Raw genomic sequence first — 12,396 nt, 5'->3', positions numbered from 1 at the left:
GCTAGCGCTCCTCGGCCGGACGGTAGACCGAGACGTGTTCGGTGCTCTCGGCGGTGAACGGGGTGCCGGTCCAGTCGGCGTACCGGGCCGTGAGCCGTAGCCCGGCGAGCCGGGCCATCAGGTCCAGTTCGCTCGGCCAGACGTACCGCTGCATCAGCGGGCGTAGTTCCGCTCCGCCCTCCTTGATGATCATCTGCTGGGTTCGGAGCTGTTGCCGGACCGGGTCGTGCAGGGTGATGTTCAGGTCCACGTACGCCGTCTCCACCTCGAAGACCCGTACCTGCTGGCCGTCCCGGAGGCGCCCGACGTCCGGCACGTTCACCTGCACCACGACCGCGCCACCGGGGCCGAGCTGCGCCGCCGAGTTGGCGAACGCGGCCACCTGCTCCTCCTGGGTCAGCAGGTGCAGCAGCGTGTTGAAGGCCGCGTAGACGACGTGGAACGGCGCCCCGTCGACCCGTATCCCGGTCATGTCGCCGATCGACAGCCGCAGCCGACCGCCCGCCTCGGTGGTTCGGCGGCGCGTCAGCATGGCGGCACGGCAGCGGGCCAGCATGGCCTCCGAGGTGTCCACCCCGGCGACGTCGCAGCCGAGCGCGGCCAGTGGAATCGCCACCCGACCGGTGCCGACGCCCCATTCCAGTACCCGGGGTGGCTCGCCGCCCCCGGTCGCCGCCGCCCGGGCCGCGAGGTCGTGCAGGAACGCCGCGGCCCGATCGGCGTCCACCGGCGTCTGCCCCGGCTGGTCGTAGATGTCCGCGATGCGGTTGCCGTACGTCGACGAGGTGTATCCGTGCACTCAGATCCCCGCTTCCCAGTCGTCGTCGACGCCGGTGCCGTCGGTCGGCTCGGCCTGCGCCGCCAGCTCGGTGCTGATCCGTGGCCCCAGTTGATGGATGATCCGTGGCGTCAGGCCGGCGGCGATGCGCTCGGCCCGGTCCCGCGCCTGCCGCCAGTCCGCCCCGTCGGCGACGACCCAGCCGAGCCGGTCCTCGCCGCCCCGGGGACGCCGGACGGGCGTACCGGATTGCCGGTCGACGCCGACCTGGTGGAACCCCGGGAGGGCGAGGGCGGCGTCGACCCCCGTGATGCCGGCGAACCGGCCCGCGCGGTCGGCCACGAGGAACCGGATCGCCGCCGCCCCGCGCCAGGTCGGATGCCAGCTCGGCGCCCGGCCCAGGCTCAGGTCGTAGACGATGTCGTACGGGTTGGCGCCGCCGCACCGGGCGACCAGGTCCATGATGTAGTCGCCGCCGGAGCGCGCGTTCACCTCGACCACCCGGGGACCGGTCAGGGTGCGGAAGACCTCGACGTGCACGAGGGTGTGGTCGACACCGACCGCGCGGACCGCGTCGAGCGCCGCCGTCACCACCGCGTCGACGTCCCGACCCCGGTACGGCAGCGCGTGTCCGAGCTCGACGGGATATTCGCCCCCGGTGGTGGTCTTGTGGGTGACGCAGATCGGGGTCGGCCGGCCGTGCCACACGAACGCCTCGACGCTGTACTCCTGGCCGTGCACCAGTTCCTCGACCAACAGCGGCGGCGCGTCGGCCGACCGGGCGCCGGCGAGCCGGGCGTGGCCCGCCGCCAGCTCACCCGGGCCGGGGATCCGGATCTTGCCGGACCCGGTCTGGTCGGCCGCCTTGAGAATGGCCGGATAGCCGACGCGTGCCGCAGCCTCCCGCGCCGATGCCAGGTCCGTGCAGGTCGCCCACTCGGGGATGGGCACACCCGCCTTCTCCAGCGCCGTGCGCTGTTCGATCTTGTTGGCGTTGCGCAGCGCCGCGCCCGGATCGACGAACGGCAGCCCGAGGTCGGCAGCCACCTCCGCGACGAGCGGGAACAGCTCGTCGTAGAGCGTGAGGATCCCGTCGGGGCGGGCCAGCCGGACCGCCCGGTCGATCCCGGCCCGCACGCCTCGGGCGTCCAGGATGTCCGGCACCGGTACCGCGAGGTGCGCCCAGGGCAGCAACGGCGAGGTGGCCTCCTCCACCAGGACGATCCGGTGGCCCCGCTCCAGCCCGGTACGCAGGGCCAGTTCGCGGTGCTCGACCGCGCCGACGAGAAGCACAACCTTCGACACCAGCGGATTCCTTCTAGATGATGCGCCGGCCACGGGCCCGGAACCGGGGCAGCGAGGCGCAGACCATCGTGCGCAGCAGCCACCGGTCGGTGCCGTCGTGCCGGGCGGTGAACGGGGTACGGGAATGCACGACCCGGCGGTTGTCGACGACCAGGAGATCGCCGGTACGCAGTACGTGTCCCTGGTGCACGGCGTCGAGTTGCGTACGCAGTTCGCGCAGTGCCTCCGCTGCCTCCCCGTCCAGCGGGGTGAGGTAGTGGTCGTCGTAACAGATCTCCGGGGCATGGGGCGCACCGGAAAGCACCGGCGTACGGCAGGGGGAATCATCGTCGAGAACGTGCGCCGAATCGGGCGCCATCTCGAAGCGCGGCTCGCCGAGAATCCTTCGGGTCCGCTCGTCGAGTACGACGTCGCGTGCGGCGGCGTAACGGGTCACCGCCGCCTCGGATCCGCGCAGGCACAGCAGGCCGAAATAGTCGCAGCGGTCGGGACTGAAGCCGTCCTCCACGTGCCAGTCGAGCATTCCGCTGCTGCTCTCGCTGGTCTGGGTGAACTCCATGTTCGGCGCCGGTACGACGTGCTGCACGAGCTTTCCCTCGTAGAGCGTCCGGAAATTGAACGGCTCGCCGAGCAGCATCATGATCCCGAGGAGCTGGAGGGCGGCGTGCTGGACGCCGTGGCCCGCCAGCGGCGCCGCCGACGCCGACGGGTTGGCACCGAAGTCCGTCTCCGGCAACGTCCCCCGGATCAGCAGTACGTCACCGTGCTCGGCCCGGCTCCGATAGCTGTGTACCGCCCGGACCAGCGCCGACGGGATCGCGGCGGCCACGGCCGTGGCGGCGGCCGTCAACTCGTCCGGGTCGGACCGGGCGAGATCGGTCGCCCGCAGGACCTCGTCGCCGGCCCGCCACATCGGGGCGGACTCGGCGGGGCGCAGACTCACCACGTGGCCCGCAGCCGTTGGCAACGTCGTCAATGTAACTCCCCCGTTTCACGTCGACGCTGTTATGTAACTCAGCCGGATCGGCGTCGGTCAAGGTCGGTGACGTGGTCGCACACGAACGGCCGCACAATTTCCGGCCCGAACTGTCCGGGTGCGGATTGTCGCTGGTTCACGAGCAGGCACGGCACAACCCATCAGAATGGTAGGAAATTGCGGTCCCACACCGGTCCGGGCGCCCGCCGTGCGGCGGGGCACATTCTCCGTCGAGCGATCAGCGGTCGGACGGAATCGGACCCGGCGCTGTCTCTCGCCGCGCCGGGACGCCCCCGTCGCGGATCTGCAATGGACAGTTCCAGTCCGGGTCGACCGGCGCACCGGAGAATCCCGGCGCCTGCGGATCGTCCAGCGTGTCCGGCAGGGACGGGTTGACGGATCCCTGCAACCGGGCATCACGCTCGCGGATCTTGTCCTGGAACCGCAGGAACTCCTCGTCGGAGGGAAACTTCGCCCGGTCCTGCTCCGGCGGATTGAATATCAGCGTCGGCCACGCGAAGCGGCGGGCGTACCGGGACGCGCCGGGATAGAGCGTCACCACCAGATGCCCGAGCCCGGCGAACGAGAACGCGAAGTCGGCGCGACCGGGATCGGTCGAGTACCGGACATCCCACGGCTCGTCGTCCAGGTCGTGCAGGTCCTGGAGCACGCCCCACACCAGTCGGTCCCAGTCCCGCTCGTCGCCGACCACGCGGGGCTCCAGGAAGCTCCCCACGTACGTGTAGAGGTCGCCCATCCGGCGCCGCACCTCTCGGAAGTGGCGGAGGTCGGCAGCGAGGCTCCGGGTGCTTCCCGCCGCGCCCAGCTCGTGGTGGACGTTGAACAGATAGCTGCCCACCCGGAACGCCGACCGCGCGCCCAGGCAGGGAAACGGACCGTCCAGCACGAGGGCTCGAAGCTGCGCCTCGACCAGGCGCCGCACACCGTCCGGCACCGGTCCGGCGTCCGCTGCCGAGCCGGGCAACGATGTTTCCCCGGACAGCGGCTTCACCTGCCCACCCTCGTCGCAGCCTCCGGTACGCCGTCGGCACCGCCCGGATCAAGTTCGCCCGTGGCCTGGATCCGACGTTCGAGCCCGCCGGCCAGCTCGCGCCACGCAGCCGCGCAGTCCAGCGCCATCTCCGCGATGAGGTACGCGCAGTGCGGCGGCACCGCGTCCAGCAGGTCCGCCCAGTCCTCGGTGCCGATCAGGTGCACGTCGAGCCAACGGATCACCTCCCGGCCCACGGTGGTGTGCCGCAGCGCCGGGTCCCGGGCGAGGTTGCGCAACCGCTCCCGCTGCGACTCCGGCGCGACCCGGTCCGGCAACCGACGGGGCGGGCCGACTGCCCGCGCCGACCCGCTCGGGTTCCGGGCGCCGGCCGGGACCGGATCGAGTCCCTTGCGGAGCCGTTCCCGGACGTCGCGTACGGTGCCCGGCGAGACGCCGACCACCTTCGCGACCTGGCGCAGTGATGCGTCCGGGTTGGCTCTGATGAACTCGGCCGCACGCCGCCTGCCGGTGCCGATGTCGACCGGCCGCACCCGACCGTCCCGGCCCAGTCGGACGTGCAACTGCGGATCCGCCGCAGTTGCACGGCTCCGGATCCCGGCGACCGTTCTGGCGGCCAGCCCGGTGGCCGTCGCGATGGCCCGGTCCGACCAGTGCGGATGGGACCCTACGATTCGCGTGGCAGCCGCCTCCCGGTCGGACAGCGACAGTGGCAGGCCGTGCGCGGTGTTCTCCTCGACCGCCCGGACGAACGCCGCCGCCGCGTCACCCTCGAAGAAGACGGCCGCGATCCGCTCGTCACCGCGGAACTGGGCGGCCCGCAGCCGGTGCACCCCGTCGATCACCCGCATCGTCGGCCGATGCACCAGGATCGGCGGCAACGACGCCTCGATGCCGGCGAGCAGCCGCACGTGGTCCGGATCCTCCCCCGCCAGCCGGGGCGAGTCGGCGATGCCGAGCCTGGCCACCTCCACCAGCACCGTCGGCCGGTGATCGACGGACGGTTGGTGCGTCGAGAGCGCGCCGCCCGGACCAGGCGGACGAGCCCAGGCGGCCGGGCGGTTCACCGTCGCGGTACGGGGAAGTTCCCGCTCCGCTCCGCGCGGCGCGGCGACCGGTACGAGCACCGGGCGCCCGGGGTGGTGGCACGGCGGCAACGTGGTGATCGCGCGCGTACCCATGGACTCGGTCATACCGGCGCCCTCCCTTCGTGGACCGACGCCCGTACCGGCGGAGTTGCTGCCGGTCGGTCGCGCCGGGCCTCACCAGGCGGGGGCGGGCACACGCCGGGTGGACCAGCGGCCGACCCCGGCCGGTGCCCGGCGAGCACGGCCGGATCGAACCCACGACGCACCTCGGACCGGTCACCCGGTGCCACGCGCCGGCACCTCGGCGCGGTCCGGACCGGCCGAACCCCGCCGCCGCGACGACTCGTCGTCCTCCCCCGCCGACGACTGCTGACAGTCAACCGAACGGCGGCTTCAGATCGGCTTCATCCGAGTCGCACGCGGTTGCTGTACGAGCGGCTCGGCTTCCGGGTGATCCGTGAGTACGGCGGATACCGCAAACCCCTCAGCCGCTGGTCACGTAGCAGGCTGATCTTGGAACGGCTGTCCGTGGGAACGCACCGGGTGCCGAACGGGACGAGGAGGTACGAGGCGCCTGGCGGGACGTGCGCGACCCTGATTCTTTACTCCGATGTCACCAACCCATCCCATGGCTGACGTGTCGGTGTTCGCCCACAGGAGTTGGGTGTCAGTCGTCCCAGTCCTGACCAGGAGCTGATCCCACGTGCCTTCCTCTCGTCGTACCTTTCTCGCCGGCGGTGCCGCCGCCGGTGTGGGCCTTGCCGTCGCCGGGGGCCTGCCGTCCCTGGCTCAGGCCAGCCCGGGCCGCCCTCACCCGCCGGTCAAGTCCGGCCACGTGCCCTTCCCGCCACTCGTCGACGACCCCGACGGCATCCTGGCCCTGCCCGAGGGCTTCAGTTACACCGTCGTCACCCGGACCGGCGTCACCCGGCTCGACCGCGGCCAGGGTGTCACCCCGGCCGACCACGACGGCATGGCCGTCTACGACGCCGGCCACGGCCGGTACCACCTGATCCAGAACCACGAGATCGACCCGGGCGCCGAGTTCGGCGTACCGCACGTCAAGGGCACGGTCTACGACCCAGGCGCCGTCGACGCCGGTGGTTGCACCGTGATCAAGACTGACCGTGCGGGCCGGAACCTCGGTGAGTTCGTCGCCCTCTCCGGCACCATCTCCAACTGCGCCGGCGGGCCGACCCCCTGGGGGACCTGGCTCACCTGCGAGGAGACCGAGGACCGGGCCGGAGACGAGTGGGAGGAGGACGGCCGGTCCGGCGTCTTCCAGAAGGACCACGGCTACGTCTTCGAAGTCTGGGCCGACGGGAGCGCGGACCCGAGGCCGGTCAAGTGCCTGGGCCGCTACTCCCACGAGGCCCTGGCGGTCGACAAGGACCGCACCGCGATCTACCTCTCCGAGGACGCCGACGGGCCCAACGGCCTCTTCTACCGCTGGTCGGCGCCGCGCGGAGTCAAACTGGGTCCCGGTGTGCTCACCCGCCTCGCACCGAACGCCGGCGTCCTCGCCGCGATGCAGATCATCATGGACGACGGCTCGGTGCTGCCGGACGTCGCCTACCTGACCTCCGCCCAGCTCGGCCGGCCGTTCCCGGTGCGGTGGATCGAGGTGCCCGACCGCGACGCGCGGAACGAGCCCGTACGCGAGCAGTTCGCCGACGGCCAGGTCACCCGCGGACGCAAGTTCGAGGGCGTGTGGGGCACCGACGAGGGCGTGTACGTGGTCAACTCCTACGCCTGGGAGGAGGGTGACCTGCCGGCGGACGCGGCTCCGCACGACGGCATGGTCTGGTTCTACAACTACAAGGCCCAGACCATCGAGCTGGTGACGTACTTCCCGCACCAGACCGCCTCCGAGGAGGGGACGCCGGTCAAGTACACCGACATCACCTTCGACGGCCCGGACAACGTGACCGTCACCCCGTGGGGAAGCCTCGTGCTCGCCGAGGACGGCTCGGGCGCCTCGCACGTGCTCAGCGCGGTCCCGGGCGGCCCGACGTACGCGATCGCCCGCAACCAGCTCAACGACTCGGAGTTCTGCGGGCCGACCTTCACCGCCGACGGCAAGGTGCTGTTCGTCAACATGCAGGACCCCGGCCTCACCCTGGCCATCACCGGCCCGTGGGAGAAGTACCTGGGCTAGCAGCTCGCTCCTGGCGGCCGGGCTCCTCGACGGGCCGCCCTCCGCACGCGGCCGGCTTCCGTAGCCGGAGCGCTCCACCGGGGGGACCTGGAGCCCGGCCGTCCGAACGAGTTCGGCGGCTACGAAAGCGTGCGCCGGCCATCACCGGAGTGGTGGCCGGCGCACGTGTTGTCCTGGCGCTGTCGCGACGGAACTCGGCCCCGCACAACCCGCGCGGTCAGGCAGGCGTCCAGGACGCGAAACGGCGTATCCTTCGCCCGTGGAACTGCGGTTCGAGACGCGTCGGTCCGACTCGCCCTGGGTCGACAGCGTCTGGACCTGCACCAGCGAACAGGTCACCTCGATGACGTCCGTCGCGGGGGTGCGTTGGGGCCTGGTGTTCTGGGAGCAGGCTGGCCGGACGTACGCGGGGATCACCGGTCCCGAGACCCGGACCAGCACGGCGCCGGTGCCGGAGGGCGCGACCTTCACGGGCATCGAGTTCGCCCTGGGCACCTCGTTGCGGGCCATACCCGCGCCGGCCCTGGTCGACGGCGGCATCGGGCTGCCCGACACCACCCGCGGGACGTTCCGGCTCGACGGCGCGCGCTGGGAGACGCCCGGCCCCGACGACGCCGAGGCCCTGGTCGACCGTCTCGTCCGGGCCGGGGCCGTGGTCCGCGACCTGCTCGTCGCCGACCTGCTGCGGGGGCACCGCCCGGCCGTCTCGGGACGCACCGTCGAACGCCGGTTCCGCGCCGCGACCGGACTGACCCGGGGCGCGGTCCGGCAGATCGAACGGGCCCGTACGGCGGCGGAGCTGCTGGCTGCCGGCGCCCCGGCCGCCGACGTCGTCGCCAAGCTCGACTACTTCGACGAGCCGCACCTGGCCCGGGCACTGCGCTGCTACGTCGGACGCACCGTCAGGCAACTGCGCGACGGCGTCGGCGGCCCGATCGCCCTCGACCTGGATCAGCGCGCGACGTCGTAGACCAGCTTCAGGATCCCGTTCGAGTAGCTCTCCGACTCCCGCAGCCTCAGCATGTGCTTGTCCCGGTCGGCCCGGCCGAACAGGCTCTTCCCGGCACCGAGCAGCACCGGGAAGACGAGCAGGTTGTACTGGTCGATCAGGCCCGCGTCCGACAGCCGCCGAGCCAGCTCCGCGCTCCCGTGGATGAAGATTGCGCCGCCCTCGCCCTCCTTGAGCGCGGCGACGTCTTCGGTCGAACGCAGAATCGTCGTCGGCCCCCACCCGTCGACGAGGGCGTCGTCGGACAGCGTGGTCGACACCACGTACTTGGGCAGGTCCTTGTAGCTGGCGTGGTCCTCCGAGCCGGGCCAGACCGGTGCGAACGCCTCGTAGCTGGAACGGCCGAACATCAGCGCCGTCGTGTCGGCGAGTTCCTCGCCCTTCAGCGACCAGGCTTCCGGGACGAACTCGAGGTCCTTGACCACCCAACCGCCGCTGCGGTGCCCCTCCGCCGGCCCGCCGGGCGAGTCCACGACGCCGTCGAGCGACATGAAACCGGTGTATACCAACTTACGCATCGTGCTGTCTCCTCATGCTCGGGCGAGTTGCCGGGTCCACGCTAGATCGCGGCGGGGGCGGCCGTCATGGACGGAAACGACAACAGCTCCAGAACGTACCCGAACAACCGCCATCGGCGGCCGACCTCCGGCTCGCCGCCGCCTGCGGGGTCGGCGCGGTCGCCGGCCTCCATCCCGCCATCGGGGCAGAAGGCACGGCAGAACCACACCCTGTCACTTCGTCAGCGGACGGCACTGCCGAGGATCTGGTCGGCCTCCTCGGCCAGGTTCGTGAAGTCGGCGGTCACCGCCTCGGCGCGCATGGCCCGCGCCCGCAGCAGGGCCTCGACCCCGCGTCCGGCGGCCAGCTCGGCGCGGGCCAACCCGAGACCGGCCCGGATCCGCAGCAACGGATAGCCCAGCCGCTCGCCCAGCGCGTACGCCTCGCCGAAGCAGCGCTCCGCCTCGGCGAGGGAGTGGGCACTGAGCAGGGCGTCCCCGAGCGTGAACAGCAGCTCCGCCTGGGCCCGCTGGTCCCCGGTCGTCCTGGTGAGCGCCAGCGCACGGCGGGCCGTGTCCACCGCGGCGTCGTGCTCGCCCAGCGCCGCGTACATCTGGCTCAGCTCGTCCAGCACGCACAGTTGACCGGTGGGCGACCGGGTCTCGACGAAGTAGGCCAACGCCTCCTCCAGGTGCTCGCGGGCCTCCGCCATCCGCCCGAGCATCCGTAGCGCCATGCCCAGGTTGGACCGGTTGCCCGCCGCCGACTGCCGCCCGGCCGCCCGGCCCTCGTTGAGCCGCAGGGCCGCGGCGAAGTGCGCAGCGGCGTCCTCGGCCCGGCCCTCGTCCACGAGCATCGCGCCGAGGTCGTTGAGGGTGACCGCCTCCACGTGGATGCAGCCGCACGCCCGGCTGACGGTGAGCGCCCGCCGGTACCAGGACCGGGCCTCCGGGAGCCGGCCCAGCAACTTCTGCACCAGGCCGATGTTGTGCAGCAGGTACGCCTCCCCTTCCGGCCACCCATGCCGCTCGGCGAGGGCCAGGGCCTGCTCGTACTCGGCCAGCGCCTCGACGGCCTGCCCGAGCGACCACAGCGCCTGTCCGATGGTCTGGTGCATCGCCGCCCGGCCCCGCCCCTCGCCGGCCGTCTCGGCGGCGGTGAGTCCGGCCCGTCCGGTGGCCAGCCACGCGGCGGAGTGCCGGCGGACGAAGAAGTAGCCGCGTAGCTGGTCGGCGAGCTGCCACGCGTACGCACGGTGGTCGTCCCGTTCGGCTGCCTCCTCCACCGCCGCGACCAGTGCGGGCAGCTCGGCGTCCAGCCACACGGTTGCCTCGGCGGCGTCCCGGAAGGCGCCGGTGTCCACGTTCGGCACCGGCAGCCGGACCATGCTCGGATAGATCAGCTCTGCCGCTGCGGCCACCCGGGCGAGATAGCCGTCGAGCATGTTCCGCAGCGCCTCGGCACGCCGGTCGGCGGGCTCCTCGGCATCCAGCCGCCCGAGGGCGAAGATCCGGAGCAGGTCGTGGTAGCGGTAGCGGCCGTCGCCGGCCGGTTGCAGCAGGTTGCCGTCGATCAGGTCCTCGAGTTCCCGCACCGTGTTCGCCACGGTGAGGTCGAGGGTGGCGGCGGCGATCGGGGCCACGAAGTCGGTGCCGGGCAGCAGCGCGAGCAGCCGGAACGCGCGAGCCGTGCGTACCGGAAGCTCCAGGTAGCTCAGCGCGAAGCTGGCCGCGACCCCGACGTCGCCGACCTGGAGCTCGGCCAACCGGTCACGCTGGTCGTCCAGCCGGTCGACCAGGTCCCGCACCGTCCAGCCCGGACGGTTGGCGAGGCGCGCACCGGCCACCCGGAGCGCGATCGGCAGCCCGGCGCAGGCCGTGGCCAGCTCGGCCACCGCCTCCGGCTCGACGGCCACCCGAGCGGCGCCGGCGGTGGCGGCGAGCAGCCCGACCGCCTCGTCCGGCGAGAACGGCGCCAGGTCGACCACGGCCACCCCGGCCAGGTCGGGCAGCCGCCACCGGCTGGTGATCAGCGCGACGCTGCCCCCGGGACCGGGCAGCAGCGGGCGGACCTGGGCCGCGTCCCGCGCGTTGTCCAGGATCACCAGCACCCGTCGCTCGGCGGTGATGCTGCGGAAGAGCGCCGCGCGTTCCTCGTGGTGCTTGGGAATGCGGCGGTCCTCCACGGCGAGCGCGCGCAGGAACCGTGCCAGCGCCTCGGCCGGGGAAAGCGGCCGTGCGCCGGCGCCGGCCAGGTCGATGTAGAGCTGGCCGTCCGGGTACGCGGAGCGGACCAGTTGCGCCGCCCGCAGCGCGAGCGTGGTCTTGCCGACCCCGGCCACCCCGGAGACCAGGCAGACCGGCGTCGGCTGCCGGGACAGCAGGCCGAGCAGCGTGCCGACCTCCTCGGTCCGGCCGGTGAAGTCCCCGGGCGGCGCGGGCGCCTGCCACGGCCGGGGCGTACTGTCCACCGCCGCGTCCTCGGCCGGTTCCTGTCGGAGCACCGCCCGGTACGCCTCGGCCAGCTCGGTCCCCGGGTCGACGCCGAGCTCCTCGCGGAGCCGCCGCCGGATGTCGTGGTAGGCCGAGAGCGCCGCCGCCCGCCTGCCGGTCGCGCCCAGCGCGGTGATAAGCCGGGCGTGCAGCGGCTCGTCCAGCGGGCGCACGGTGGCCACCGCGATCAGCCTCGGCGGCGCCAGGTCGTTGCGGGACAGCGCGTCGGCCAGGTCGGCGTGCCGCATCGTGGCCGTCGCGCGTTCCTCCTGCAACGCCGCTGCCGCCGGATGCCCCCGTACCTCCTCGACGTCCGCGCACGGCTCGCCGCGCCACAGGCCCAGCGCCTGGTCGAGCAGGTCGAGCGCGGCGTCGGGCCGGTCGGCGGTCCGCGCGGAGCCGGTCAGCGCCCGGAAGGTGGCCTGGTCCACCTCGTCGGCGCCCAACTCCAGCCGGTAGCCGCCGGCGGTCAGCACGACGGCGCCCGGCGAGAGCAGCCGACGTAGCCGGCTCACGTGGGTCTGCACCAGGTTGACCGCCGACGGAGGCACCCGGTCGCCCCAGAGCAGGTCGATCAGCTCGTCGCGGTGTACGGCGACGCGCGGGGTGAGCGCCAGCCGGGCGAGTACCACCCGATGCCGTCCCGTGCCGAGCGCCATCTCGGTCGTACCCCGGTACACCACCAGCGGTCCGAGTACGCCCACCCGAACCGTCGCGTCCGGCTCGGCCACCCGGGTCTCCGGCCGGGCCGGGCCGACGGCGGCACGGAAGGTCCTGGTCTCGGCCGGGTTCAGGCCGAGCGCGACGGCCAGCGCGCGGACCGACCCGGTGCGCGGCCCACGGCTGCGCCGCTGCTCCAGATCGCGGATCGCGGCGGCACTCAGGCCGGTACGGTCGGCGAGTTCGCTCTGGGTCAGTCCGGCCTTTTCCCGGTATGCCTTCAGCAACGCGGCGAAGTCCACGGATGTGGACCTTAGTGAATCTCCTGGTACGGGTCCGCTGCGGGTAGCGGCCCTCCAGCGTGGAGCCAGGTGATCACCGCAAGCTGTCCCGACGACGGGGAGACGCTGGGGAGCGGAC

9 protein-coding genes are annotated in these 12,396 nt (G+C 72.7%); 2 read left to right on the top strand and 7 right to left on the bottom strand.

All coding sequences use genetic code 11. From position 1 onward, the window contains the following. Position 1: 1 nt before the first annotated feature. The 5 genes from Pen02_RS27045 to Pen02_RS27025 form a co-directional block, all read right to left on the bottom strand. Positions 2-799, bottom strand: coding sequence for a class I SAM-dependent methyltransferase (locus Pen02_RS27045; protein ID WP_203868923.1), 798 nt, complete (start codon positions 797-799; stop codon positions 2-4). Then, complete coding sequence (locus tag Pen02_RS27040; protein WP_203868922.1) at positions 800-2,083, bottom strand: ATP-grasp domain-containing protein; 1,284 nt, start codon at positions 2,081-2,083, stop codon at positions 800-802. It abuts the gene before it with no gap. A gap of 13 nt (positions 2,084-2,096) precedes the next feature. After that, entirely contained in the window at positions 2,097-3,059 is a 963-nt protein-coding gene (locus tag Pen02_RS27035) for a TauD/TfdA family dioxygenase (RefSeq protein WP_203868921.1), read from the bottom strand. A 238-nt stretch (positions 3,060-3,297) separates the two neighbouring features. After that, positions 3,298-4,071, bottom strand: coding sequence for a guanitoxin biosynthesis heme-dependent pre-guanitoxin N-hydroxylase GntA (gene gntA, locus Pen02_RS27030; RefSeq protein ID WP_203868920.1), 774 nt, complete (start codon positions 4,069-4,071; stop codon positions 3,298-3,300). Continuing rightward, positions 4,068-5,264: a ParB/RepB/Spo0J family partition protein gene (locus Pen02_RS27025; RefSeq protein WP_203868919.1), complete on the bottom strand. Its 1,197-nt coding sequence runs from the start codon at positions 5,262-5,264 to the stop codon at positions 4,068-4,070. The genes gntA and Pen02_RS27025 overlap by 4 nt, the downstream gene beginning before the upstream one ends. 598 nt (positions 5,265-5,862) lie before the next feature. Between Pen02_RS27025 and Pen02_RS27020 the strand changes: the two genes are divergently transcribed. Further along, positions 5,863-7,317, top strand: a complete 1,455-nt coding sequence (locus tag Pen02_RS27020) for an alkaline phosphatase PhoX (RefSeq protein ID WP_203868918.1) — start codon at positions 5,863-5,865, stop codon at positions 7,315-7,317. A 259-nt stretch (positions 7,318-7,576) separates the two neighbouring features. Further along, positions 7,577-8,287: a helix-turn-helix domain-containing protein gene (locus Pen02_RS27015; protein ID WP_203868917.1), complete on the top strand. Its 711-nt coding sequence runs from the start codon at positions 7,577-7,579 to the stop codon at positions 8,285-8,287. Here Pen02_RS27015 and Pen02_RS27010 read toward each other — a convergent pair. Then, on the bottom strand, positions 8,269-8,844 hold the full coding sequence (locus Pen02_RS27010; protein WP_203868916.1) for a dihydrofolate reductase family protein: 576 nt from the start codon (positions 8,842-8,844) through the stop codon (positions 8,269-8,271). The two genes, Pen02_RS27015 and Pen02_RS27010, sit on opposite strands and share 19 nt — an antisense overlap. A gap of 221 nt (positions 8,845-9,065) precedes the next feature. Further along, positions 9,066-12,278 (bottom strand): tetratricopeptide repeat protein, encoded by a 3,213-nt coding sequence (locus tag Pen02_RS27005; protein ID WP_203868915.1) that lies wholly within the window; start codon positions 12,276-12,278, stop codon positions 9,066-9,068. Between the last annotated feature and the right edge of the window lie 118 nt (positions 12,279-12,396).

This window comes from Plantactinospora endophytica (genome assembly GCF_016862915.1).
Taxonomy (GTDB): Bacteria; Actinomycetota; Actinomycetes; order Mycobacteriales; family Micromonosporaceae; genus Plantactinospora; species Plantactinospora endophytica.
This window is presented reverse-complemented; position numbering and strand designations above follow the sequence as displayed.

What these genes read in the sequence shown, in the direction of transcription:
- Pen02_RS27025 (WP_203868919.1), bottom strand. Translation starts at nt 5,264, where the DNA reads ATGACCGAGTCCATGGGTACGCGCGCGATCACCACGTTGCCGCCGTGC.
- Pen02_RS27010 (WP_203868916.1), bottom strand. Translation starts at nt 8,844, where the DNA reads ATGCGTAAGTTGGTATACACCGGTTTCATGTCGCTCGACGGCGTCGTG.